This is a genomic window from Shimia sp. Alg240-R146 (assembly GCF_947331465.1).
In the GTDB taxonomy this organism is placed as follows: domain Bacteria; phylum Pseudomonadota; class Alphaproteobacteria; order Rhodobacterales; family Rhodobacteraceae; genus Shimia.
In genome coordinates, this window is the sequence record NZ_CAMZOK010000002.1 from 76,778 (window position 1) to 101,745 (window position 24,968).

The window sequence follows — 24,968 nt, forward strand, 5'->3', positions numbered from 1 at the left end:
CATCAGGCCACCCGAAATACATCCATTGATGTTGCGTCAGTTGTCACTGGCTGCAGAAATCCGTAGCGGATCAAACGCCGAAGCCTGTGAGTTGCGGGCCGTAAGAGCCGCCGCCCAGTCTTGCTGTGCCTTGGATTTATCCTCCCAAACGCCGTGGACACGACACAGGAAAAGTTCTGAATCGTCCGGCACATTAACTTGCGCGAACCAATCCTGACGTTTTGAGGTTTGCGGCGCAGCTTTGGCAACGCGAAAATCCACGGCTGGCTCAGTGCGGGGCGGCTCCAAAGAGGACTGGTCGTCCAATATGTCGTCATAAAGCGTTGGACGCGCACCGCCAGTATCAATCGTGAACATTTTCAGCCATTGCGCCTTGTTGGACGGTTCAAAACGTCCTTTGTCTTCAACCGGGTAGCGGATCGCCTGACCTGGATTGACATCCTTCAGAACCTTACTGTCCGACACAACAATGGTCCCGTTGACCAAAACATAGGGGATGCCTGTCGACGGCAGCCCGTTTTTACCTTTGGTGTAAGTTGCGTTTTCGGTGACATTTACAGGATCGAAAATTGTGATGTCTGCAATCATGCCTTCCTGCATACGGCCGCGCACATTCATGGGTTCAATGCCGGCGTCGCCCAATTGTTTGGCCGCCCAGTAGCTGAGCTGTGACAGCGTAAACATCAAAGGAACATCGTTCTCACGCGCAAGGCGAAGAAGGACCGCATGCGAGCCTGCTGAGCGGGGATGGCCGGCATACTCCTCATACGGAGAGTCCCATTCAAGCCGCTCTCCTTTTTCGTTCAAACTGGGCATGCCATCGCCTGAAATGATAAAGTTGGGGACCTTGATCCAGTCTTTGATCCACTGTTCGCGCGGCGGACTAAATGCAATTGCCGTGCGGCCGGGTTCGCTCTCTTTGAATTCTAGAAACTCTTCTTTGGTGACATAACGGTCCAGTTGCGGGTCAAATATGGTCTCCTCATACTTGTAGCCCATAGAGCCTTCCCAATTGTCAGGCCCAAGGATCGAGGCACCATAATTGCCGGACCCTGCTGTCCAAGGATACCACGTCGACCAGACGTTATACCCACGCGCGCGGGCAAGCTGCATCTTCTCTTCGATTTCCCACCACCCATAGTCGTTGGTGTGGTGAAGCTGGAGCGAAGCGCCCAACACCATCGCGTTGGACAGCAACTCGTTGGCCCCTGTCGCGGTTTCAGTTGGGGTTGAGGCGCTCGGATGAAACCGGTGATGAGCTGCAGTCAGGCGGTCATATTTTGCAGCAATTTTCTGTGCTTCAAACATTTCATATGTGGTGATGCCCTCGCGGGCATAGCCGATGGTTGACCCAATACCCAATGCGCCCTGCCGCAACCCTTCGTCCAGGATGGCCGTGATATCGTTCATTTGATCCAAAGAGCTGCGCGTTACCGACCAGCCATCTACGCCATCTTCGGCGGCCTCGATCCGGTAGTCGAAAAAATACGGCATCGACACATTTGGACCCTCGAGCGTCAATCCGTCATGGACCCGCATGCGGGCAAACTCCTGCCCAACCACAGTACCAAAATTGGCCTGTCTGTTGCCCTCTCGCTCGGCATACCATTCCGAAATGTTTAGGGCCCCAATTTCGAAATCCATCTGTGTGGTCACACCATCGCGCAGGTTTAGCTTAATCCCGAAGGGGCTTAGCCCATGTTGCTCGAGGTCAATGAACCCGGCGGCGACAACGTGGCCCGATGCGTCAATGGTTTCGGAACCCTCAATCATGTCGCTGGTGATTTCGGTGATCCATCCATTGTCAATGCCCACATTGGCCACTTGGTCAAACCCTGTTTCTGGATCCATGACGCGGCCATTTAGAATAACAACATCATAGTCTGCAGCCATCGCAGAGTGGGGCAGCCCCGTTGCGGCGAGCGCTAATACGGCAAAAAATACGGTAGGTTTCATGAAATCCTCCAAATCAATCTAGGGTGGAGGGTATCGGTAAATACCGTCAAGGTGACCAAAAAAACATGTCATCTCATCGGCGCTCGTATGAAGCTCCAGTCCTGATGATTGTTTTTGAGGCCGAACGTGTTAGGAAAGCATCTATGCCTGAGACAACACCTGCTACCATGAGCGTGGCCTTTCTCTTTCCAGTTTTTGACGGCCTTATGCGGTGCGGCATGACCGAACAGCAGTTGGCGGCTCAGCTTGATCTGAGCTTGCAGATGCTGCGGGATCCAGCAGTGACAATTCCCGCAAATAAAGTTTACGGCTTTCTCGCGTGGTCGACCTCCCAATCAAAGGATCCACATTTTTGCGCACATGTGGGTCAGGACATGGGCAAAGGCAACTGGGCTCCGGTTGTGCCGCTGATGGTGGAAGCAAAAACGGTGGGGGATTTTTTCCAACGGTTCAGTCATCTCGCGTCCAAACAAGGCCGCGCGGCCAGCTACCGATTAGAAGTTGAAGGCCCTGTCGCGCTTTGGAAACTGATGCGCGCAACGGGGGCAAGTGAGGCCGCGGTGTTCGCTGATGCAATGGCAACAGGCTTTTTTGTTGAGGTTTTGAAGCGCGCCGCCAATCTGGATTGGGCGCCAAGTCAGTGCATTGCTGTGATCGGTGACCCCGCTTTGGTTCCATCCGAGCTTTTGCCGCAGACATCGGTTCTGTCAGGGGATGTAGGCCTCAAGTTGCGGTTCCCCGCCACCTGTCTCAGCCTGGACATGCCGGAAGTGTCGAAAACAAACACTGCCACCCAAGTGCAAATCCCGACGCCCAAAGAACTTACTTTGGAAAGCCGTGTGCGGCTTGCTATCACGCAACGGATTTCAGACCCAAATTTGGACATTCAGAAGCTGGCCGACGCAATTGGTTTGTCAAAATGGAAACTTCAAACCGGTCTAGCAGCCGAAGGCACCAATGTGTTGGCCATCAAAGACGAGGTTAGGCAAAACGAAGCCCTCCGTCTGGTTCGATCTTCTAACGCTCCCGTTTTCACAATTGCCAGCAAGCTTGGATATGCAAACAGCGCCAATTTCGCACGCGCGTTTAAAGCATGGACGGGTGTATCACCTCGGGAATTTAGGCGGATGCAGTTGGCGCAAGGTTAGTTTGCAGGGTCAACAAGCTCCATTGGATGTAAAGAGCCAAGCGCGCTCCGCTATGCACCTAAGAGCAGCCTTTCGCGACGAAAATTTCCAATGGCCGATTTTGGCCCAGCGCAGGACTTTGCAAAGTCCGCTCCCTGCGCATTGCCGACCTTGGCGGACCTCTTCGATGCTTGTCATGCGCTCGCTGGAGTTGGCATTGGTGCCGGGAGGTCGGCTCCCGACACCAGAGCTTACATTCACAAGTCGACCTGGGCGTCGGCAACGCTGCACAAAACTGACGTCGCTCTGCCCAGTGAAAGCGCTTTCGTGTTGCTCTGAAATAGGTGGCCTATTTGGACGCGCCGAGTTGCGCTTTCAGGTCGGCAAATGAAACAGCCCAGAATTCCGCGGCAAATGCCAAGAGTTCTTGTTCGGCAACTTCCGACCGGACTCCACCAGCATCAGTCGCAATCCCTATGGTATAGCGAACCTCGGTACCCGTATCGGTCTCCGTCAGATGGTACGTGTCCGGGAAGCTGATGTCTGGCCGCATGGGGTGGAGCATCTGCGTCGAGAAGTAGTCAAAGGGTTCCCAATCGGTGACACGAAAGAAAAAATCGGCCTTTGCATGTGCGCAATGGTAGCCGGAGCCTGGGCCAAGGCGTCCAAGCGGGTTGTCCATCTTGATATCCGTGACACCGGCCGTCCACTTCACTTTAAGTTCGGGTGCGACAAGCGCTTCCCAAACAACTCCCTTTGGAGCGTCGAAATGGTATCGAATTGTCCAAATGCCGTCATCTTCTTCAAGAAAATCGCGGTCGCGACTGGCGCGCATCTTTTCCCACGACTTGGCCAAGTCGTAGACCTTCATTTTGACTTCGCCAAAGTGCTCAAAGTCCTGCGAAAAAGGCTCCATAATGTCACTGATATTCATTGCCTTTGCAGCGGCTTCACTGAACAGGGCATAGCTGCCAATACCGGTACGTTCGGTGACGTCGGTCTTGGTCATTCGGTGCACTAAAATGACATCGGGGCCGGAAATGTCTTTGGTGGGGCCAAGTTGCATCTCATCGAACCTGCCATGATGGGCGATGATCTTGAGGTCCAGTTTGCCGACATTGGCGCAGGCTTGGCACGGGCAAGTCGTATTGGCGATGATGTCCTGCCGCCTATGCGTAAATGCGTTATACATGGTTTCGCAGATGGTGAGGAACGTCTCGCCAGACGGGAAGTCCTGACGTGTCGAGTATGCCAATACGGCGTCGCCCTCGGTTTTCCAAAAGTTCAGCGGATCACCAATTTGCTCAAGCAAAACACCCAGCAAGGATTGCAAAATAGGATTGGCATGATCCATTTCCGAGGAGGTCAGGAATTGAGTGTAGCCGGTGATATCAGCGATCAACAGATACCCAGTATGCGTCGACATTGTTGGACCTCCCGTGTTCAAAAATAACCCTTAGATTGCATTCAGAGTAGGCGGAAACCATGCTCGCACAAGAAGTTTTCAGGAATTTGGCGTATCGACTGCGAAAAGCCCCACACCGATTTGGGGGACTCCGGATGAAAACTCACCGTAGTTTGAGCCTAAGGTTGCTGAGAGAGAGCACCCAAACTTTGCGAATTCCGCTTACTGCTCTGCTGCCGTTCGTTCTGAACGCAGCATTGGTAACAAAGGGCTCAGAGCGGACATTCTCGGCGTGGTGCTCGAACGGCGACCATGGGCTCAATCCCGCCGTTAGCTGCGTTCGGCACGAAGGTCCGGTATGGGCCGCAATCGGAATGGATCCCAAAGCACGCAGAGCAGCCTCTAAGTATAAGTCACAGTATTGCGCTAAGAGAACAACGTACGAGATGTCTCTTGGCATTGCTCTTGCCCAGGTTCTGGACCAAGAAAGCGCGCAAACAGGAGCACTTAGATTGGTAAAACTGCCATATCCAAACACTCAGCTTGGGTTGACGGGATTGCTCAATCTATAGAAGCTCCCGACCACTGAAATATCGCATTGATTGATCCTGCGAACACCAGAGGATGCCATCATGGCCAGTACCGCTCACGTCAACCCGTGGCTCGTTTCATTTAGGTTGCGCGCAATGATCGCCACAGGTCTTGTGATGTTCGTGTTTATCACAATGCACCTTGCCAACCTCGCCCTTGGGCTGGTTTCGGTTCAGGTTATGGAAGATTGGCGATGGGCGCTTAGCGGCATCTGGTCAAGCGTTTTGCCGCTCAAAATTCTGCTACAAGCCTCCTTGGTTTTACACTTCCTGCTCGCCTTGTTGTCGCTTTATTGGCGTAACACCCTGCGTGTTCCTGCCTATGACATGGCCCAAATGATCGCAGGCATTCTAATCATCCCCCTTTTGGCAAAGCACGTTTTTGGCGTGATGGCTGCGAAGGAAATTGGTCTTGAGCCAACTTACGCGCTGGTGCTCGGCCAATTCTGGGTGGTCTCGCCCTTTGACGGATTGCAACAGGTGGTCATGCTGGTCGTTGCATGGATACACGGCGCGATCGGAGTTTACACCTGGCTTCAGTCGCGGGACGGATCAACGCGGATAATGCGGTTTTTTTATCCATTTGTTGTCGCTTTACCGACGCTCGCGATGCTGGGTTATGTTGAGGCAGGTCGCCAGATTATTCCTGTCAGCGAAGGTGGAATGGGCTTTGTTCTCACGACCGACCCAAATGCAGCTGGCCCCACGGCTGCGCCCGATGCGATCCAGGCAATCATTGATAAGGCAAATGAGCGTCAGAAATTTGCAACCCGCCTATCTCTGGGCTTTATCGCTTTGGCGTTCCTCGCACGTTGGCTCCGTTTGCGCAGCATGAAAAAAGGCGTGGCACGGGTAACCTACAGAGGCGCGCGCACTGAGACTTTTGAAGCGGAGGCCGGACTAACCCTTCTTGAAGCGGCGAGGAACAACAACCTGCCACACGCGAGCGTCTGCCGCGGGCGTGGCCGCTGCGGCACCTGCCGTGTCACTGTGTTCACGGGGGCAGAGAACCTTGCGCCGCCCACGGATATGGAGGCCAAAGTTCTGGCCCACTGGAACGCCGGACCAAACGAACGGTTGGCATGTCAGATAAAGCCAACAGGTGGCCCACTAGAGGTCGAACGGGTCATTGAGCCGGACTATTCGAATTTGGACTATTCGGAGAAACGACGCCCCCTTGAGCAATCTGAGGGGACAGTTTGATGGGGTGGCTTCGAATAGCACTTTCTGTTCTCGTCCTCTTTGGTTTCGCGACAATCGGGCACGCTCAATTTGTGCCAAGCTCCGGCAGCTCCCAGTCCGCCCCGGTTCCCGACCCCTCCCCCAATGACGTGAAAGAATTCCTTCGGTTGTTGGGTGACCCCATTATTCAGGCATGGATAAGCGAAAGCGCCAACTCGGATGGAACACTCGACGTCGGACCGGCCCTGACATTACGAGAACAAGTTGACGCACAGCTTGAACGGATTGCCACCCGCGCCCGATCTTTGGTTCTGGCGTGGGAAGTATTGCCTCAAATGCCGGCTGTGCTGGCTGAGGTCTGGAACACTGAACTGTCCAATGGACAAAAAGTTAGAACAGTCACCTACATTCTGATCTTTCTGCTGATCGGCTTTGGGGTTGAATGGCTGTATCGTCAGCTCCTGCGCTATCCGCTTTTGCGGCTGGAGCAGTCCCCAAAAGACGCCCCTTCCGAGAAACTGCTCGGTGCGTCGATCCGGGCGGCGATCATTTTTGCGGGCCTCGGTATCTTCGCCATCGGCAGCATCGGCGCCTTTGACAGTTTCGACTGGCACCCGCTGCTGGAAAGTGTCGTGCTGGACTTGTTGGTCGCTGTGCTCATGTTCCGAGTTTTGACAACAATATCGCTGTTTTTTCAGGCCCCGCGAGCCCCGGAACTAAGGCTCGTGCCCTATGGCACCGAAGCCGCGATGTTCCTGCATCGACTGGTTTGCATTCTGTCTTTCGCCGTTGTGCTGGCCTTTGCGATGTCCTTCTTGTTGAACCGGGTAGTTGAACAGCATGGTATGGACATTGACAGCAGCCTTGCCACGGTCGCACTGGCGCAGACCATCGTATTGGCGCTGTTTGTTGTCTTGGTGGTTTGGGCCTGCATTTGGGTCGCATTCAAGCGTATCCCGTCAATGTGCGATCTCCAGACACCCCCAAAAACTGTCCTGCTTTGGCGCAACTTCCTTCTGATCCTGACCGGCGTTGTCTTCGCACTTTGGCTGGCTGGTTTGTTTGCCCTGATGTGGGCCGTGCTTGTTATCGGTCTTGCTGTTCCAGGATTGAAGCTATTGCGAGGCTGGATTGATCATTTCTTTGATCAATCAACTGCTGCCCTTCACTCCCAACACATGGAAGAGGCTCAGAAAGCTCTGGATGAATTCGCGGCTGCCGAAGGCGCCGGCGAAACATTGGAAGGGGAACCCCAGCCCAACGTCCCTGAATTTGCCGATCCATACGTGGCCACCCGCCCAATCGTGCAACGTGCCGCACGCTTCGTCTTCATCATGGCGGCCGTTCTGATGCTTTCAAATGCATGGGGCGTTAACATCTTTGACCTGTCCTCAGACCGCAGCTTCGTTGGGCGTGCGCTCGAAGTATTGATCGACAGCATTGTGGCACTGCTCTTGGCTGATCTCGTATGGACATGGGCGAAGACAGTGATCGACAAGCGGATCGCCGATTACGAACCGCCGGTGGACGGACAAGCCCCAGGCCCCGAAGCCCGCATGATCACGCTGCTCCCCCTTCTGCGCACCATTCTGATGGTAACACTTCTGATTATGGTCGTTCTGAGCGTGCTCAGCGCCTCCGGCGTGAACATCGCGCCTATACTTGCCGGTGCTGGTATTGTGGGCATTGCCATCGGCTTTGGCACCCAATCGTTGGTACGCGATATTGTGGCCGGTATTTTCTTTCTCATCGACGATGCATTTCGGCTTGGAGAGTACATCGAGGTTGGCGACCTTATGGGCACGGTCGAGAGCATTTCGGTGCGATCAATGCGGATCCGCCACCACCGTGGAAAAGTACACACCGTACCCTACGGCGAACTAAAAAGTCTTACAAACCATAGTCGCGATTGGGTGATCATGAAGCTTGAGTTCCGGGTGCCATTTGACACGGATCTGCAACTTGTCAAAAAGCTGGTTAAAAAGGTGGGCGCCGAACTGCAGGCAAATGAGCATTACGGCCCATCCATCCTGAGCACTCTTAAATCTCAAGGCGTGCGCCGCATGGAAGAATTCAACATGGTGGTCGGAGTTAAGTTCATGACCAAACCGGGTGAACAATGGCTGGTCCGCCGCGACGCCTATCAAAAAGTCAGAGATGTGTTTGAAGCCAACGGAATTCGGATGGCAGAGCGCAACGTCAAGGTTGAAATCGACGGCGGCGAACACCTGACCGAAGATCAAAAAGCCGCTGTCGCAGGGGCGGCCCAAGAAACTGCAGGAGCCCCGACAGGGCCTCCAAAACCAATTCCTGATGAACCGTAAAAAATATCCCCTCTATCAACCACAAGCTGCTGTTGGCCAACAAGGTTGGAACGCAACGTCAGCTCAGCGGAACTTGGTTGCCCCAAACGAGGCGGAAGTGTTCTGTATCGGTGATAGTACTTTTTGACGCTTAATATGTTCGAAAGAGAGCCACGCCGCCAGCCGGCCTTTCAGGCTTTGTGTCCCGGTTCTTTTCGAACGCACGCTTGTACCCTGATCAAAAACTTGGAGATTTCGACATGAGCACCACCGGCAAACAGTTATTCACGACGCTAGAAAGCAATGGCAGGCTCACCGTCGCGATCGAGGATGTGACCTTTCCCGATCCTACCGGGAACCAGGTACTTGTAAAAATGGAAGCGGCACCGATCAATCCATCGGATCTCGCCATTCTTACAGGTGCGGCCGATCTAGAAAACGCCGAATACACGTCTGGTAAATACGTCGCCACCATGCCTGAGCCATTCAATTCCGGATCCAAGGCGCGTCACGAGATAAAGCTTCCTGCGGGCAATGAAGGTGCGGGAACCGTCGTCGCGACAGGGGAAGGGGACATGGCCAAATCGCTGATGGGGCAACGTGTCGCTTGTGTGCCGGGCAATGCCTATAGCCAGTATTGCATCGCTGATGCCAAAATGTGCCTGCCATTGGGGGACTACTCGTCTGAGGATGGGGCCAGCGCCTTCGTCAATCCCATGACTGCGCTCGGGTTTGTGGAAACGGCGAAATTGGACGGGCAGAATTCCATACTGCATACGGTTGGGGCCTCCAATTTGGGGCAAATGTTGACCCGAATTTGCAACGAAGACGGAATTGGGCTGGTCAACCTTGTACGCAAGGAAGAACAGGCCAAATTGCTGAAGGAGCTCGGCTCGACCCATGTGGTCAACTCAGCGGCTGACACATTCATGAGCGATCTCCGTTCAGCGATCGACGACACCGACGCCTTCTATGGGTTTGATCCGATTGGCGGCGGAAAATCGGTCGACACTGTTTTTAAAGCCATGGAGCAGGTCGCTGTCAAAAAGATGACCGAGTATTCGCGCTATGGGTCCAACAGGCAAAAGCGCATGTTCATCTACGGGCGTCTGGACGTTGGTCCGACGCTCCTTTCGCCAAGCTATGGCTTTGGCTGGACCCTGTCGGGATGGCTTTTGTTCCCGTTCATGCAATCGGTGGGCATGGAAACCGTAGGACGGATGCGCAAGCGTGTGCTGAAGAACCTGACGACAACGTTTGCCAGCCACTACAAGAAACGGGTTAGCCTTGAAGAGATGCTGACCAAGGAAGCCGTCACCGAGTATCGCGCGATGAAAACTGGTGAGAAGTATCTGGTCATGCCTTGGAAATAGGCGTTTCTGCCAGGTTGTGAGAGGTTGTTTCGGGGTGTGGCACGGATTGCTCGAGCAAAGCCATTCTACACGCCCCGGACCTGTCGCTCACCATCGTGTGGGTCCGTGCAAAATGACGTCGCGGTAAATTCGCCGCGCCGTCCCGCATCTGCGGCGAAAATTTGTATGGTTGTGCTTAGACACCCATGCAAAGGAACCCTGCCGTGAAAACACTCAAAGCAGAGAGCGCGGCTATCGTGGCCGAAACCCGCGTAAACGTCGGCGACCGGGTTGCGGCGGGCGCTGTCTTGTTGGTCACCGAACTGATGAAGATGCAGCATGAGATCCGTGCGCCCGAAGGTGGCATCGTCAAGGCGGTGCATGTGAGCGCTGGCGATGAGCTGGCAGGGGGCGAGCCGCTGATCACGCTGACGCCAGCCGAGGTTGCGCCGCAGCAGGCGGCAGATACGGACACGGCGCGGCGCGACATTTCCGAGTTCGAAGACCGCATGCATCTTTTGCGCGACGCGGCCCGACCCAACGCCGTGGCCCGGCGACATCAAAGCGGCGGGCGCACTGCACGCGAAAACATCGAAGACCTGTTTGATACGGGCTCTTTTACCGAATACGGCGCGCTGGCGGTGGCCGCGCAGCGCAGCACGAGGCCGCTTGAGGATCTGCACGCGCGGACTCAGGGCGATGGTATCATCTGTGGCACCGGCACCGTGGGCGGTCGGCCAGTGGCGGCCATGGCGGTGGATTTCATGGTGATGGCCGGCACGCAAGGTTACAATCATCACCGTAAGATGGACCGGCTAATTGAGGTGGCGCGCCGTGATAGCTTGCCGATCGTGCTTCTTGCCGAAGGCGGCGGCGGGCGCCCCAATGATCATGACGTGGCGAATTTGATGACCGCGGGGTTGAACGTGACCTCCTTTCGGAATTTTGCGGCCCACAAGGGGATCAAGATCGGCATCGCGGCGGGCATGTGCTTTGCTGGTAATGCGGCGCTGTTTGGCGTCTGTGATCTGCGCATCGCCACAGAGAACAGCAATGTCGGTATGGGTGGACCCGCCATGATTGAAGGCGGCGGTCTGGGTGTTGTCGCGCCGAGCGATATTGGTCCGGCCACAACCCAGAGTAAGAACGGTGTTATCGACCTTTTGGTGGCACAAGAAGCCGAGGCCGTTGAGGTGACCAAGACACTTTTGGCACTGGATCGCCTAGTTGAGCCGCCAAGGGAAACTGCGCCGGGGCTGCGCGATGTGGTGCCCGCGGATCGCACCCGCGCCTATAACATGCGCGACGCCATTTCCGGCGTGGTGGACGCAGGCAGTTTTCTGGAGCTGCGCCAAAGCTTTGGCATTGGCATGATTGTGGGGTTTGCCCGGCTTAACGGGCGGCCGATTGGCATTCTGGCGAACAACCCTCTGCATTTGGGCGGCGCGATTGACGCACTGGCGGCAGACAAAGGCGCGCGGTTTCTGCAACTCTGCGATGCGTGGGGGGTGGCGGTTGTGACCTTTTGTGACACGCCGGGCTTTATGGTCGGCCCAGAGGTTGAGGAAACCGGTCAGGTGGCGCATGTCTCGCGGCTGTTTCTGGCGGGCGCGCATTTTGACCAGCCGTTGGTTACGATTGTTTTGCGCAAAGCTTATGGGTTGGGGGCGATGGCCATGGCAGGGGGCGGGTTTGATCGCCCACATTTCTGTGCTGCGTGGCCAACCGGAGAAGTAGGGGCCATGGGACTTGAAGGCGCGGTGAAGCTGGGCCATCGTGACCAGCTGGCGGCGATAGCCGATCCCGTAGAGCGGGAGGAAGAATATCAACGGCTGGTGGCGCAGCTCTACGAGCGGGGCAAGGCGCTCAATGCCGCGAGCCTGCTTGAATTCGACGCGGTGATTGACCCGGATGAGACTCGCGATGTGTTGACACGCGCGCTGTCCACGGCTGGGCCATGCAGTCCCAGTAGCGGATATGTTGATGCTTGGTGATCAAGTGATGACGCGCCCAAACCGACAAGGGGCGCGCGGCCGGATTTAGCGCCATCTCAGAAACGCGGTGGCTTCTGGTTCTCGCGCAGGGTTTGAGAGCCAACCTCAGTGGGTTTAGGAAGCTCTTCGAAGGCGACTGTGCCGAAGTTTGTTGTTGCGCCCTATCTTGTCCGGCTATCAGGGGATCGGTTCCGGGTAATTGACCCTGCCGCAAGTGCAAAGACTATGCGCGCGCATAGTCTTTGGCGGAGTGTCTAACAAGCGTGCTGGAAATCAATTTTGCAGGGGTGGTGTTCGATCACTTCAACGCCACATTTTGGTACTAAGATTGGATGCTTGTTGTGGCTGTTCCTTCATTCGTTGCCGGAATAGGCGATGAGATCGGCAATCGTTAGACTGTCGTCCTTGCGCTCAAAGGTGCGAATATAGTCAACCATCGTGTGAGAGTGTTCGCGCATCATACCTTCGGCGCGGACGGCATCGCCTTTTTCGATCGCCTCAAAGATAACTTGATGCTGTGCGTTGCCGAGATGGAGCCGGAACAACCCGCGATCGCCTTGGTCGGGCGATTCTGTAGTTGCGCGGTCAAACACCATAGAGCCAGCCGACAGCATCGGCAGATGGCTAATCTGCTCGCAGGCGTAGCCGACATAGTCGTTGCCGCAAGAGTTTAAGATCGTGGTGTGAAAGACTTTGTTGGCGGCCTGAGCTTGCCTTTTGGCGTCGTCGTTAAACTCACCGGCGTTCAAAACCGTGTCGATATCCTTGATCGCGCGCGCCATGTTGGGCAGGTGCTTGGCGCGGTCTGTGGCTTGCGCCATGAGTCTGGCTGCAAGGCTTTCAAGATGGCCGCGTACCTGGACTGCTTGTAACACGTCCTGCACCGTGGGTGCGAAAACGGTGTATCCACGGCCTTCTCCGCGCCGCAGTAGCCTTTCGCGCTCAAGGATACGCAAGGCCAGTCGCACCGGGGTGCGGGACACGTTGTATTCATCGCAGAGACGCGCTTCGGAAAGGCGTTCTCCTTCAATGAAATTTCCCAAGATGATGTCTTGGCGGATCTTGGCTGCGAGCTCTGTATCAATCGATTCCATAGATTCATGAATCACATTTGGGATCCCAAAGTCAACGTTTCCACCATTCGGGTCGCGCAATCTTTGGCTCAAAGTATATCTGGGATCCCAAAAAACCCAATATTTGCACTAATTTGGCATTTTTTGCGAACTAATGCTTGAAATGGGATCCCAAATTGACGTTCAATGTAGGTGACTCGGAGCGAGTCTTACGGTTTTGAAAGCGTATCGACGGGTTTGGGATCCCACTATTTCAGGGCCTTGATTATTAACGGGAGGACACAATGAAATTCACACGTATCACAGCGGCTGCAACCCTTGCACTTGGGCTTGCCGCGACAGCACAGGCCGCAATTGGCGAAGAGCTTTCGGTCGCAACCTTCTTGCCACCCCAGCACCACACCAACACAGGTATGTTCACTTGGTTCGCAGAGGAAATCGAAAAGCGCTCTGGCGGCTCTTTGACCATGAAGCTCTACCCTGCTGGTCAACTCGGCGCAGGTCCGGTTCAGCAATATAAGCGTGCCGTAGAAGGCGTGGCAGACATCACTTTTGGTGTTTCGGCCTATACGCCAGCTTTGTTCCCGAAAACCATGTTGGGGATCCTGCCAGGCACCTCAGAGACCGCCGATCAATCCACGCGGGCGATCTGGGGCGTTTACGATGAGCATCTCGCGGATGAGTATAAAGATGTGAAAGTTCTGGCTGTTGGCACTGTTGCTGGCAACTTGTTTGCGGCCACGCGCGACGTGTCTACAATGGAAGGTCTTAAAGGCGCAAAAATTGTGCCGTTTGCGGCCATGACCACCCCCATTATCGAAGCCTTGGGTGCGGTTCCTGTGCAAATGCCGGTAACTGAGATGTATACGGGCCTGTCGACGGGCACGATCGACGCAACAACGGCGTCCTATAACAACATCACTGCGCCGTGGAACTTTTGGGACGTATCCACCCACATTGTGGAAAATGTACCGGCGACCTTTGCTGTGACCTATGCGGTGATGAACAAAGAACGTTACATGGGACTGTCTGACGAACACCGCGCGATTATCGACGAAGTCGCGGGTCTTCCGATGTCACTTGAGCTCGCCAAGTCATTTGATGGGGCAGATGAGCGCTCCAAGCAATTGATCGCGGATGCCGAAGGCAAGAACTATGAGTGGGTTGTTGTGTCTGATGCGGAGCGCGCAAAGATGGATGCGGCCGTCGCAACAGGTCTGGAAGAGATCTTTGCTGACTACGAAGGTCGTGGCATTTCCAACGTTCGCGACATCTACAACGCACTTAATAAATAAGGGGCGCATTGCCCTGACGTTTAGCACCTAATTTCACAGGCTCGGGTCTGCAGTTCTTACCTGCTTTTGAGAGCCGAGCCTGTGATTGCATCACCTAAGTTTGCACCATTTTTGCCGGAGTGTGTTTGATGGTCGTCATCTCACCTACCAATAAATCCGTCGAAGCCTTTGAGGGGCTGCACCTGTATCACGGGGCGATCTCGAACTGCTCGATGCGGGTTCGTATGACGTTGATTGAAAAGGGGTTGGACTGGACCAGCCACCACATCGATCTGAAAAAGAAAGAGAACATCACCGACGAATATTTTGGGATCAATCCAAAGGGGCTTGTGCCGACGCTCGTTGACAATGGCGTGGTACACGTCGAATCCAACGACATCATTGACTACCTCGACGAGACCTATCCTGGCCCCTCGTTGCGCGCAGAAAACAATGCTGAAATGATGGAATGGCTGCATTTGGCGGCAGCAATCCATGTGCCCGCATGCAAACCGTATGTTTATGCGACCAAGATCGCAAAAAAGATCCAGAAGACCGCACAAGAGCAAGAAAAATACGACGCGCTGCAAAAGAATGACGAACTGAAAAGCTTTCACTCCAAACACGCCGGAAGTGCCCGGTTCAGCACGAGCGATCTTGAAAAAGCCAAAGCCATATTGGGGGCTTGCTTCACAAAGTTGGAAGTGACGCTGGAGGGGCGGGACTGGATCATGGGGGATCGGTTCACGCTAGCCGATATTTCGTGGATCCCTCTGTTTTTCGTGATCGACGGTTGCGGCTATTCGTTCGAGGCATTTCCCAACATCAAGAGATGGGCCGCCGCTTTCAAAAACAAGGAAAGCTACCGGACGGGCGTACTGAAATGGTGCCCGGATTTTTCCAAAGTTTGAGCCGCCGGAAAAGAAGAAGCAAAATGAAAATGAACAATGAAATCCCTCGCCCGATCAGGATGCTGGACAAGGCTTTGATTTGGATCTCCCTGATCTTTGGAGGAACGACGCTGGTGTTCATGACCGGATATACGGTCTGGAACGTGCTGGTGATGCGCAAGGCGTTCAACTCACCGATTTTGGGCGCCGAAGATCTCCTGATCTTGTCACTTGTTGTGATCGTGGCTTTGTCGATCCCGTTGGGGGCCCGCACCGGCGCGCACATCGAAATTGAAGTGCTGGAATCGCGCATGTCGGCAGCTTTCGCAAAGTGGTCACTGGTCGTGGTAAAACTTGGCGGCGTGGGGCTGCTGTCGGTGATGGCCTGGCGCCTTTGGCATGCTGGTAACACGGCACAGAAGTTTGGCGAAACGACGCAGCAATTGCTGATCTCGTATCAACCGTTCTACTATTTGTTGTCGGTCTCGGCGGCGCTTTACGCCATCGTGCTTGTCCTCGACATCTGGCAAATGCAGCGTTCTGACAGAGTGCGTTACCTTCATATTGGGGGAGGCGCGTTATGATCAGCATGACCCTTCTCGGCCTGCTTGGCCTGTTGTCTTTGTTCACCCTTTTGGCGCTGCGCATGCCCGTGGCACTGTCAATGCTTGGTGTTGGATTTGTTGGAACAATCATCGCCAACGCCAACAAATTCATGGCCGTCGGCATGGCCGAAGATCAAGCCTGGGCCCGTGGTCTGAAGATTGCCTATTCCAACTTGGCCGGCGAAACATTTGAAGCCGCGTCAAACTACAACTTGCTGGTCATCCCGATGTTTGTGTTGATGGGCAATCTGGCGGGGGTGTCAGGCATGTCTAACGACCTGTTTGCGGCCGCCTACCGCTGGATGGGACATCTGCGCGGTGGATTGGCCTCGGCCACCATTGCGGCCTGCGCGGGTTTTGCAGCTTTGTCCGGCTCGTCACTGGCGTCGGCTGTTACCATGGGGCGGGTCGCTCTGCCGGAGATGAAACGCTACAAATATGCTGACAGTCTGGCGACTGGGTCGGTTGCCGCAGGCGGTACCTTGGGGTTCTTGATACCGCCATCGGGCGGCATGATCATCTATGCCGTATTGACGGAACAGAGCATTGGCCGCCTGTTTATGGCGGGTGTGTTTCCAGGGATCATCCTAACGTTTCTGTTTATTGGCGCCATCTATTGGGTTGTGATGCGCAACCCCGAAGCCGGGCCGAGTGGCGAACGTTTTGACCGCAGAGAGAAAATAGCCTCTCTGTGGCGCGCCGTGCCAATTCTCGGTGTTGTTCTGGCCACCATTGGCGGCATGTACACTGGGTTCTTTACCCCGGTCGAAGCCTCTGCTGTCGGCGCGTTCTTCACGTTCGTTGTCGCCGTGATGCGCAAATCGCTGAACTGGCATGCAAGCAAATCGGTTATTCTTGAGACCATGAACGCAACGGCCACGGTTTTTATGATCATCATCGGTGCGTTTGTGTTCATCCCCTTCATGTCGCTGACAGAGCTGCCAGCGCAGATGGTTACGATCCTGACATCGCTGCCGATCGGCGACGTCGGCATCCTGTTGATCATCGTCTTTGTTTACATGTTCCTGGGTATGTTCCTTGAGGCCATGGCAATGCTGGTGTTGACCATTCCGGTGGTGATCCCGATCGCGATTGCGCTGGATTGGAACCTGATTTGGTTTGGCATCATCGTCGTGATTGTACTTGAAATGGGCATGATCAGTCCGCCGGTGGGCATCAACGTCTTTATCGTTAAATCCATCGCGCCTGATGTTCCGATGGGCGAGATTTTTCGCGGGATTTGGCCGTTCTGGTTCGCGATGGTCGCGATGATCGGTCTGCTTATCCTTTTCCCTCAAATTGCGCTTTTCCTGCCCGAAAAAGTCGTCGGCGGATAGCATCAAAAGGAGTGTTCAAATGAACGAAACAACAAGAATTAGAACGCTGCAGCATTTCATTGCAGGCGATTGGGCCGAGGCCGCGGAAGGCGCCACATTTGAAGTGCTCAACCCGCTCGACGATAGCCTTTATTGCCATGCGGCGCGGGGCTCTGCGGCTGATGTACAAAAGGCTGTGGCAGCGGCAAAGGCGGGTTTTTCAGGGTATCGCGACAGCTTGCCGAAAGACCGTGAGCGTATGTTATTGCGCGTGGCCGAGATCATGGAGACCCGAAAGGGAGAGCTGGTTGATTGTCTGATCGACGAAATTGGCTCACCGCTTCAAAAGGCAATGTTTGAATTCGAAAAGGCGCTAACGATGGTGCGCGCGGCGGCCGGTTTGTGCCGCAATGTGCGCGGTGAAACAATTCCGTCAGATCGACCTGGCACATTCTCAATGTCGGTGCGTGAACCGCTGGGCGTTGTTGCAGTGATCACGCCGTTCAATGTACCATTGATCAAAACATCGCGGTTGGTGGCCAATGCTTTGGCAGTTGGAAACACGGTCGTGCATTTGCCCTCAGAGATGGCGCCACATCTTTCTGTTTTGTTTGCGGACATCGTTGCCGAGGCGGGGTTCCCTGCAGGGGCATACAACGTGGTGACCGGTATGGGCGCTGAAATCGGAGATGAGTTGACGGGCCATGCAGATGTGGATTTTGTGACCTTCACCGGCTCGTCTGTGATCGGGCAGCACATCAATGAAATTTGCGCAAAAAACAAAACACCAAACACGTTGGAATTGGGCGGAAAGAGCCCGACCGTTATCCTTGCTGATGCGGATCTGGACAAAACGGTGCCGCTCGCAGCGCGTTCCATATTCATGTTTGGCGGGCAGGCCTGTATCGGCACTAGCAGGTTTTATGTCGAACGTCCGGTATTTGACGAGTTCGTAAAACGGTTCGCGATGATCGCTGGCAAAGTTGGCATGGGTGACTTGCGCAGCCCCGATACGGTGATTGCACCAATCATTTCAGAGCGTCAACGCGCTCGGGTGCGCGACCACATTACGGACGCCGTCGCCAAGGGCGCGACCGTTGTTACAGGCGGCGAATGGGAGGGCAACCGCTGTCAGCCGACCCTGCTGACAGGGGTGAGCGAAGATATGACGGTGTGTCGTGCCGAGACTTTTGGCCCTGTCACATCGATCTATCCGATCGACAGCTATGAAGAAGGTTTGGAGAAAGCCAACGACACCGACTTTGGCTTGTCCTCAGCCATCTTCACAAAAGACATCGACAAAGCCTTCCATTTTGCCCGTAGTATTGACGCGGGCATGTGTCACATCAACGGGCCGACCATCCACGATGAGGCGCATGTGCCGTTTGGCGGCAACGGAGAATCCGGCGTCGGGCGCGAAGGTACGGACGCCGACATGGAAGCAATGACAGAACTCAAATGGATCACGGTGCAGCTATGACGTTCACGCTTTATCATCACGGATCTTCGGTGTGTGCAGCCAAGGTGCGCTTTGCGCTGGCTGAAAAAGGTATGGAATGGGATGGCGTTTACATCGACATCCTGAAGGGTGAGCAGTTCGACCCAGACTACATGAAGCTAAACCCAAAGGCGGTCGTGCCGACGTTAAAGCATGACGAGTCCGTCATTGTCGACAGCACAGTCATTTGTGAATACCTCGATCAAATTGCGCCGGAAACGCGCCTTCACCCCGTCGATCCAGCAGACTACGCGCAGGTGCGGTACTGGACCAAGGCAGTGGACGAAGACTTGCACCCAGCGTGTGGAGCGATGACTTTTGTCTGCTCGCACCGGCACACGGTCCTTAAGAACCTCGGCGAGGAAGGCGTGAAAAAATTTCTCGCCTCAACACCGCCGATGTCGGTCACATCGAACTGGAAGGACCTGAAGGACGGTTATACTCGCTACGGGTTTGACGCGCCGGGGGCGCCCGAGAAGGTGAAGCTATACGACAGCTACCTCTTCAAGATGGAAAAGGCACTGGAGGGCAAGGATTGGTTGGTCGGAAACGCGTTCTCCATCGCGGATGTAGCTCTGACGCCTTACGTGAACCGGTTGGCGATGATGTCGATGCGGGGCATGTGGGAAAACGGCCGTCTGCCTAATGTCGAAAAATGGTTCACCCGTATCGAGGCGCTGCCGAATTTCAAGGCCTGCCTGATTGATTGGGTACCTGAAGACCTGACCAATGATTTGCGTGAGAACGGTGCCAAAAGCTGGCCCGAGGTTGCCAAAATACTAGAGATTGAAGTTTAAAGTGGGAGGAGATCACATGGGACGTTTGCAAGGAAAGACTGCGGTCATCACAGGCGCCGCACGCGGGATTGGCGCGGTGATGGCAAAACGCATGGCCGAAGAAGGCGCCAAGGTTGTTGTCGCGGATGTTCTGGACACTGCAGAGACAGTCGCCGACATCAAATCCGCTGGCGGGTCCGCCATTGGGTTGAGTGTCGATGTTACGTCTGATGGGAACATCGCAGACATGGTCGCCACAACCGAAAAGGAATACGGAAGCCTCGATATTCTGGTGAACAACGCGTCGATTTTCGCCGCGCTGCAACCCAAGCCGTTCTTGCAGATCGACAATGACGAGTTTGACAAAGTGATGATGGTGAACGCACGCGGCGTTCATCAAACCACCAAAGCTGTGGTTCCGGCGATGATGCGGGCAGGGCAGGGCAAAATTGTCAACATCGCGTCTGGTACGTTCTACTACGGCCCACCGGGTTTGTCGCATTATACAGCCTCCAAAGGCGCTGTGATCGCGTTGACCAGGTGCCATGGTCGTGAACTTGGAGACAAAAACATTCAGGTCAACGCTATTGCACCTGGTTTGACTGAAAGCGAAGCGTTGCAGGGTCATGCCGGTTTTGATCCTGCCCGTGCACCGACCGTTGCGTCGCGGTCGATCAAACGTGAGATGTTGCCAGAAGATCTGTTGGGGTCGCTGATGTATCTGATCACACCTGACAGCAATTTTGTAACTGGTCAGACGCTTAATGTTGATGGCGGCAAGGTGAACCTGTGACCGGGGCGAAGCGGTATTCTTATGTGCCGCCTGGCGGTGGACCGAATTACGATTGGTCGGCGGACCATACATTCGTAAAGGTTGCCGCCGCTGACACCGGCGGTCAGTACACATTGATGGAGGACAATCTGAAAGCCAATTTCAGGTTGGGCCTTCATCTACATCGCCATCATGCAGAGACTTTTTACATCCTCGAGGGATTGGTGGACTTCTACGTGGATGGCGACTGGATGACGGCGAAAGCTGGCACCTGTCTGCATGTGCCTCCGGGGATCGAGCACGCTTGCGTAATGGCAAATGGTTGCGAGGCTGCTCGTATGTTGATGGTCTATCAGCCGGCTGGATTTGATCAATACCTTGCCGAACTGGCAACGATGAGCGAGGCGGATTTTGCCGACGATGCCAAGATGTCTGCGCTGAACGAGAAATACGACATCGTAAATCTCGGACCTGTGCCTGAAAGGCCAACAGCATGACGCTCACATCCACAACCAAGATCGCAACCACCAAAGCGAGTGGCTACCTTCAGCAACTTTGCAAACACTTCGGCCACAAAACTGAATTTGCGTTCACGCCCTTGGACGAAAAAATACCGTTTGGCTTTGGAACAGGCGTGTTGCAAGCGACCGGCGATACGTTCGCGATCACAGCTGAAGCGCACAACAATAGGGGTTGTGACAAGCCCAAACACGTTATCAATTCTCACTTGGAACGTGTTTCGTTCCGCGAAGACCTGACCATCAACTGGGACAATTGACTATGGCAAAACTCGGCGAAGACATCATCGGCACCAGCGGGATGCCTCCATTTTTCAAAGTTGCCAATGCAGGTGACGTTTCCATTGACGCACCCATAAATCGCAAGGGCGACGCGCTTAGGACTTGGGTGCGGTCCTTCAGTGGATTTCAAAAAGAAGCGCTTATCCGGTCTGCCAAAACCGGCGACACTTGGCGGCTTGTTTCGGACGAAGGTCCCTATTTGAATGGGCACGACGCCGCGCCCTGTCCTCTGGCGTTTCTATCCACCGGGATGGTCGCAAGTTTCATGAATGAAATCATTGCTTTGGCAGCCAAGCAAAGTATCGAAATACGCAAGCTCAAGCTGATCCAGGACAACTACTATACGATGAAAGGCTCGATGCCGAAGCGCACGATGGTTGGCGGTGCCGAGAACATTGAACTGCAGGTCGAGATCGACTGCGATCTGGATGACGCAGCGCTGAATGAGTTTCTGATCAATGCCACTTTTGCTTCGCCTCTGAACGGGTTGATGCGGGGGCAGCTTGAAAGCCTGTTCAAGCTCGGCAAGAACGGGTCAGAGTTGCCAACCGCCAAGGTGGCCGAACTGGACGCACCACTGTTTCCAGATCCGGGCGATCACTTTGCGGTTGCCCGACCAGACGAGGGTGATCTGATCCTTATGAAACCAGTAGGATTGACACCAAAAAAAGAAGTCGCCAAGGGAACCGCATCGGGTGGGTCCAGCCTGTCGGATGAACAGGACCGGCGCCTCAATATTGGCGCTGTTGCGGTGTTGCGCGAAGATGGGATCAAAGAGATCCAGCAGATGCAATACTCGCCTTATGGAACATCGTTTAAGTTCCTGTCGTCTGAGGACGGCCGCGCGCCGGATGCAAATACCTTGATCAGCGCCGGTATTGGGTTTTGTTTTATGACCCAGTTCGGACGATTTGTATCGATGCTAAAGCTGGATTTGCCTGACTATCGTATCGTTCAGGACACTCATTTTTCATTGGGTGGGGCCAGTGGCGGCACCGGTAAGGCGGGCGAAGCAGATCCAATTGAAACACACGTCTATCTGGAAACCGGTGAGAGTGATGCGACTGCTCAGGAGATGTTGGACATTTCAGAGCAGACCTGCTTCTTGCATGCATTCTGTCGCACCGACCTAAAAACAAAGCTCAAGATTGTCAGGACTTGAGTTTCCTTTGTATTTTCGCCCAACGCTACACTGTGTCGCGAAAACCTTGGCCCTCTGGACGTCAATGCTCTCGCAGAAACCGCAATACTCTAGCTATGAGTCTCGCGCTTAAGGGTAATCCCTCCATTTCCAATGGGGCTCAGTCGTAGAATTTACGCGGTTGTTTTCTTTTCATGGCAGATGTCATGCCGCCAATGCCCATGTTGGGCCGCTCATTGTTGTAAGTCCGGAGCCAATCAGTTGCTTGGTCCTGTGCCTCCTCAACCGTTTCGAAGATGTTTTGCCGTCTTCGATCGTTGGTCGTCCGCCGCTATGGCATTTTACAAAGTCAATGCGTGCTGTAGGAGCCCTCTAAATATGCTGCGATCGCGGTTTCGCTACCGGAGTTGTAGATCTGGGTGAGCCAGAATTCAAAAGCATTGGAAAATCGTCGGTTCTCAGCCAGATCGCCGTAGATGTGACTTTGTCTAAGCCAGGATTGTGGCGATCCGCGTGCAGTTGTGGCAACCGCAGTCAGCTCCGTCCAGAAGGGGTCATTGGGGGTGATTTCAGTTCCGTCTTCGCGTGTCCCCATACACATGCGGGCCCACAAGGCTTCGACCAAGCTAAGCCCGTCGATGGCACCTCCGGCGGCTAAAGCATCCCGTAGGGTTGGTAAAACAAAACCAGTGTGTCTGGATGATCCGTCAAAGGCCACCCGTCGGGTTGTGTCCCGCACTTGCGGGTTAGAAAAACGAGTGGATATGTTAGCGACATAGTCCTGAGGGTGCAGGCCCGGCACCGGAGAAACATATGGCACAATTTCGCTGTATTGCACCTTGTTGAAAAAGGCGGAAATCACAGGGTGCCCCATGCAGTCTGCGATTGTTTTGACCGACAAAAGCTCACCCGCATTGGCCAATACTTGATGGCCGGCATTCAGGATGCGGATTTTCATCGCCTCAAAATTATGCACGTCGCTTGTGAGCGTCGCGCCGACATTGTCCCAATTCGGCCGACCGGCGCAAAAATCGTCTTCGATGACCCACTGGCGATAGTTTTCATGGGTCACAGGCGCGGCGTCGTTGATGCCAAAACTTTGCGCGAGGGCTAGCTCCTTGGGGCCAGTTGCTGGCACGATGCAGTCGACCATAGAGTTGGGAAACGACCCTTCGGTCTCAATCCATCGTGCCAATGCGGGGTTCGAAAGTTCGGCCAGCGTGGTGACGGCTTTGCGTGAAATCATGCCGTTACCTTGGAGGTTGTCGCAGCTTTGCACGGAAAACGGTCCAATCCCGGCCTCTCGTCTAAGATTTAGGGCGGCGACAATGGCACCAAAAACCGTTCGTGGCGTAGCCGGATGTCGGGCGTCATGTTGTATGTCGGCATGATCGGCGTCAAATTCTCCAGTGGCGGGATCAATGAAATACCCACCTTCGGTCACGGTCAGCGAAACAATCCGGATACGTGGGTCAGCCATAGCGGAGATCAGCGCACCGTTGCCTTCCTCGATCGGCAAAAAGTTGATCATCGATCCGATCACTTCGGCGGAGGTGCCTTGGGGGGCAAGTTCGATCAGCGATGACAAGCAATCCTGTGCCAATAGACGCTCGCGCATCGACGCGTCTTGAGGACGTACTCCTGCGCCGATAATGGCCCAATCAAGCGCCAGCCCTTGTTGCATCAGGCGATGTAAATACCATGCTTGATGAGCACGGTGAAAATTACCCACACCGATATGTACGATGCCCGGCGTTAGCGAGGTTCGATCGTAAGTTGGCCTTGCCACGTCCGCAGGCAGAGAATCCAACGTCGCATTTGAGAGCGCAACAGGTGTTGATCCAACGGTCGGATTGTCCAGTGGATTAGCCATGGCCAACCTGCGCCTTGATTTGGGTAATAGCTATCATGTGATGCGCAGCCCGTTGTCGTTAAAACGGTGGATTTTTTCCGCGGTTGGCGTGAGATACACAGTGTCGCCGTGGCGTGCTGCAAACTCGCCATCCACGCGCACAGTCATAGCTTCACCGCCTCCGTCTGGATGCACATACAAGAACGTGTCGGAACCCAGATGCTCGGCGACGCCAACAGTGGCTTTCCATGTGCCGTCGGTGGTCGATATAGCAATGTGTTCTGGACGAACGCCAATGGAATGTGCGCCATGTTTTGCGGCCTCAGCGCCTTCTAAAAAGTTCATGGTGGGGGAGCCGATAAAGCCGGCGACAAACCGGTTGCAAGGCGCATTGTAAAGCTCAAGCGGGCTGCCGACTTGTTCGATCACACCGGCCTGCAACACCACGATTTTGTCGGCCATCGTCATGGCTTCGATTTGGTCGTGGGTCACATAGATCATTGTGGTCTGCAGCCGTTCGTGCATTTCGCTGATTTCAAGGCGCATTCCGACACGGAGAGCGGCATCCAGATTGGAGAGCGGCTCGTCAAACAAAAACGCCGAGGGGTCGCGCACAATCGCGCGTCCGATGGCCACCCGCTGGCGTTGCCCGCCGGACAGTTGGCCGGGTTTGCGATCTAGGTAATCGGTCAGGTTTAGCGCCTTTGCAGCGGCTTCAATCCGGCGTTCTTGTTCAGCGGCGTCAACCTTGGCCATACGCATCGGAAAGGCAATATTTTTGCGCACCGACATGTGCGGGTAGAGCGCGTATGATTGGAAAACCATCGCCAGTCCCCGCTTGGACGGGGGCACCTGTGTAACCACTTCCTCGTCAATGATCACGTCGCCGGAGGTGACTTCTTCGAGTCCGGCAATCAGGCGCAGCAGCGTGGACTTTCCGCATCCAGAAGGGCCGACAAATACCGCAAACTCTCCGTCTTCAATTGTCAGGTCTAGCGGCGGGATGACTTCGACATCCCCAAATTTCTTGCTGACCTTATCAAGCACAATGCGTCCCATGAT

At 54.7% G+C, this 24,968-nt stretch carries 20 protein-coding genes and 1 pseudogene; 15 read left to right on the forward strand and 6 right to left on the reverse strand.

The features are described from left to right. Positions 1-36: 36 nt before the first annotated feature. Entirely contained in the window at positions 37-1,956 is a 1,920-nt protein-coding gene (locus PG871_RS09580) for an amidohydrolase family protein (protein WP_270728907.1), read from the reverse strand. Between the two features lie 143 nt (positions 1,957-2,099). Between PG871_RS09580 and PG871_RS09585 the strand changes: the two genes are divergently transcribed. Continuing rightward, the gene (locus tag PG871_RS09585) at positions 2,100-3,104 is read left to right on the forward strand and encodes an AraC family transcriptional regulator (RefSeq protein WP_270728908.1); all 1,005 of its coding nucleotides are present in this window, start codon (positions 2,100-2,102) and stop codon (positions 3,102-3,104) included. Positions 3,105-3,432: 328 nt separating this feature from the next. On the opposite strand, the gene PG871_RS09590 is transcribed toward PG871_RS09585, so the two are convergent. Then, positions 3,433-4,509 (reverse strand): DUF2652 domain-containing protein, encoded by a 1,077-nt coding sequence (locus PG871_RS09590; protein WP_270728910.1) that lies wholly within the window; start codon positions 4,507-4,509, stop codon positions 3,433-3,435. A 611-nt stretch (positions 4,510-5,120) separates the two neighbouring features. Between PG871_RS09590 and PG871_RS09595 the strand changes: the two genes are divergently transcribed. The 4 genes from PG871_RS09595 (at position 5,121) to PG871_RS09610 (ending at position 11,909) form a co-directional block, all read left to right on the forward strand. Beyond that, the gene (locus PG871_RS09595) at positions 5,121-6,281 is read left to right on the forward strand and encodes a 2Fe-2S iron-sulfur cluster-binding protein (RefSeq protein ID WP_270728912.1); all 1,161 of its coding nucleotides are present in this window, start codon (positions 5,121-5,123) and stop codon (positions 6,279-6,281) included. A gap of 128 nt (positions 6,282-6,409) precedes the next feature. Continuing rightward, positions 6,410-8,584: a mechanosensitive ion channel family protein gene (locus PG871_RS09600; protein WP_270728913.1), complete on the forward strand. Its 2,175-nt coding sequence runs from the start codon at positions 6,410-6,412 to the stop codon at positions 8,582-8,584. 239 nt (positions 8,585-8,823) lie between these two features. Beyond that, a complete protein-coding gene (locus PG871_RS09605; protein WP_270728915.1) occupies positions 8,824-9,936 on the forward strand; it encodes a zinc-binding dehydrogenase in 1,113 nt (370 codons plus the stop codon). Between the two features lie 203 nt (positions 9,937-10,139). Then, complete coding sequence (locus tag PG871_RS09610) at positions 10,140-11,909, forward strand: carboxyl transferase domain-containing protein (protein WP_270728916.1); 1,770 nt, start codon at positions 10,140-10,142, stop codon at positions 11,907-11,909. A gap of 353 nt (positions 11,910-12,262) precedes the next feature. Here the strand turns inward: PG871_RS09610 and PG871_RS09615 are convergent, their stop codons facing one another. Further along, positions 12,263-13,018, reverse strand: a complete 756-nt coding sequence (locus tag PG871_RS09615; protein WP_270728917.1) for a GntR family transcriptional regulator — start codon at positions 13,016-13,018, stop codon at positions 12,263-12,265. A 248-nt stretch (positions 13,019-13,266) separates the two neighbouring features. On the opposite strand from PG871_RS09615, the gene PG871_RS09620 reads away from it, so the two are divergent. From PG871_RS09620 to PG871_RS09665, 10 genes are all read left to right on the forward strand, one after another. Then, positions 13,267-14,277, forward strand: coding sequence for a TRAP transporter substrate-binding protein (locus PG871_RS09620; protein WP_270728918.1), 1,011 nt, complete (start codon positions 13,267-13,269; stop codon positions 14,275-14,277). Positions 14,278-14,405: 128 nt separating this feature from the next. Next, on the forward strand, positions 14,406-15,167 hold the full coding sequence (locus tag PG871_RS09625) for a glutathione S-transferase family protein (RefSeq protein WP_270728919.1): 762 nt from the start codon (positions 14,406-14,408) through the stop codon (positions 15,165-15,167). Between the two features lie 29 nt (positions 15,168-15,196). Then, positions 15,197-15,730: a TRAP transporter small permease gene (locus PG871_RS09630; protein ID WP_270728920.1), complete on the forward strand. Its 534-nt coding sequence runs from the start codon at positions 15,197-15,199 to the stop codon at positions 15,728-15,730. Next, a complete protein-coding gene (locus PG871_RS09635) occupies positions 15,727-17,088 on the forward strand; it encodes a TRAP transporter large permease (RefSeq protein ID WP_270728921.1) in 1,362 nt (453 codons plus the stop codon). The genes PG871_RS09630 and PG871_RS09635 overlap by 4 nt, the downstream gene beginning before the upstream one ends. A gap of 19 nt (positions 17,089-17,107) precedes the next feature. Then, a complete protein-coding gene (locus tag PG871_RS09640) occupies positions 17,108-18,547 on the forward strand; it encodes an aldehyde dehydrogenase family protein (RefSeq protein WP_270728922.1) in 1,440 nt (479 codons plus the stop codon). Continuing rightward, positions 18,544-19,362, forward strand: coding sequence for a glutathione S-transferase family protein (locus tag PG871_RS09645; protein WP_270728923.1), 819 nt, complete (start codon positions 18,544-18,546; stop codon positions 19,360-19,362). Before PG871_RS09640 ends, PG871_RS09645 begins: the two co-directional genes overlap by 4 nt. A 16-nt stretch (positions 19,363-19,378) precedes the next feature. Beyond that, positions 19,379-20,134, forward strand: coding sequence for an SDR family NAD(P)-dependent oxidoreductase (locus PG871_RS09650; RefSeq protein WP_270728924.1), 756 nt, complete (start codon positions 19,379-19,381; stop codon positions 20,132-20,134). Beyond that, positions 20,131-20,610 carry a cupin domain-containing protein gene (locus tag PG871_RS09655; protein ID WP_270728925.1) on the forward strand — a complete coding sequence of 160 codons (480 nt, stop codon included), beginning with the start codon at positions 20,131-20,133 and terminating at the stop codon, positions 20,608-20,610. Before PG871_RS09650 ends, PG871_RS09655 begins: the two co-directional genes overlap by 4 nt. Then, a complete protein-coding gene (locus tag PG871_RS09660) occupies positions 20,607-20,891 on the forward strand; it encodes a DUF2218 domain-containing protein (protein ID WP_270728927.1) in 285 nt (94 codons plus the stop codon). Before PG871_RS09655 ends, PG871_RS09660 begins: the two co-directional genes overlap by 4 nt. A gap of 2 nt (positions 20,892-20,893) precedes the next feature. Beyond that, a complete protein-coding gene (locus tag PG871_RS09665) occupies positions 20,894-22,075 on the forward strand; it encodes an OsmC family protein (RefSeq protein WP_270728928.1) in 1,182 nt (393 codons plus the stop codon). Between the two features lie 139 nt (positions 22,076-22,214). Here PG871_RS09665 and PG871_RS09670 read toward each other — a convergent pair. The 3 genes and pseudogenes from PG871_RS09670 to PG871_RS09680 form a co-directional block, all read right to left on the reverse strand. Next, a pseudogene (locus PG871_RS09670) lies at positions 22,215-22,358 on the reverse strand (integrase core domain-containing protein); the annotation flags it as partial. Positions 22,359-22,403: 45 nt separating this feature from the next. Further along, positions 22,404-23,927 (reverse strand): mannitol dehydrogenase family protein, encoded by a 1,524-nt coding sequence (locus PG871_RS09675; protein WP_270728929.1) that lies wholly within the window; start codon positions 23,925-23,927, stop codon positions 22,404-22,406. Positions 23,928-23,960: 33 nt separating this feature from the next. Beyond that, on the reverse strand, positions 23,961-24,965 hold the full coding sequence (locus PG871_RS09680; RefSeq protein WP_270728930.1) for an ABC transporter ATP-binding protein: 1,005 nt from the start codon (positions 24,963-24,965) through the stop codon (positions 23,961-23,963). Between the last annotated feature and the right edge of the window lie 3 nt (positions 24,966-24,968).

Bases quoted from the DNA above. Each gene is read 5' to 3' on its own strand.
- PG871_RS09585 (WP_270728908.1), top strand. From the start codon at position 2,100: ATGCCTGAGACAACACCTGCTACCATGAGCGTGGCCTTTCTCTTTCCA.
- PG871_RS09625 (WP_270728919.1), top strand. From the start codon at position 14,406: ATGGTCGTCATCTCACCTACCAATAAATCCGTCGAAGCCTTTGAGGGG.
- PG871_RS09595 (WP_270728912.1), top strand. From the start codon at position 5,121: ATGGCCAGTACCGCTCACGTCAACCCGTGGCTCGTTTCATTTAGGTTG.
- PG871_RS09640 (WP_270728922.1), top strand. From the start codon at position 17,108: ATGAACGAAACAACAAGAATTAGAACGCTGCAGCATTTCATTGCAGGC.
- PG871_RS09665 (WP_270728928.1), top strand. From the start codon at position 20,894: ATGGCAAAACTCGGCGAAGACATCATCGGCACCAGCGGGATGCCTCCA.
- PG871_RS09650 (WP_270728924.1), top strand. From the start codon at position 19,379: ATGGGACGTTTGCAAGGAAAGACTGCGGTCATCACAGGCGCCGCACGC.
- PG871_RS09580 (WP_270728907.1), bottom strand. From the start codon at position 1,956: ATGAAACCTACCGTATTTTTTGCCGTATTAGCGCTCGCCGCAACGGGG.
- PG871_RS09605 (WP_270728915.1), top strand. From the start codon at position 8,824: ATGAGCACCACCGGCAAACAGTTATTCACGACGCTAGAAAGCAATGGC.
- PG871_RS09630 (WP_270728920.1), top strand. From the start codon at position 15,197: ATGAACAATGAAATCCCTCGCCCGATCAGGATGCTGGACAAGGCTTTG.
- PG871_RS09675 (WP_270728929.1), bottom strand. From the start codon at position 23,927: ATGGCTAATCCACTGGACAATCCGACCGTTGGATCAACACCTGTTGCG.
- PG871_RS09620 (WP_270728918.1), top strand. From the start codon at position 13,267: ATGAAATTCACACGTATCACAGCGGCTGCAACCCTTGCACTTGGGCTT.
- PG871_RS09680 (WP_270728930.1), bottom strand. From the start codon at position 24,965: ATGGGACGCATTGTGCTTGATAAGGTCAGCAAGAAATTTGGGGATGTC.
- PG871_RS09635 (WP_270728921.1), top strand. From the start codon at position 15,727: ATGATCAGCATGACCCTTCTCGGCCTGCTTGGCCTGTTGTCTTTGTTC.
- PG871_RS09590 (WP_270728910.1), bottom strand. From the start codon at position 4,509: ATGTCGACGCATACTGGGTATCTGTTGATCGCTGATATCACCGGCTAC.
- PG871_RS09645 (WP_270728923.1), top strand. From the start codon at position 18,544: ATGACGTTCACGCTTTATCATCACGGATCTTCGGTGTGTGCAGCCAAG.
- PG871_RS09660 (WP_270728927.1), top strand. From the start codon at position 20,607: ATGACGCTCACATCCACAACCAAGATCGCAACCACCAAAGCGAGTGGC.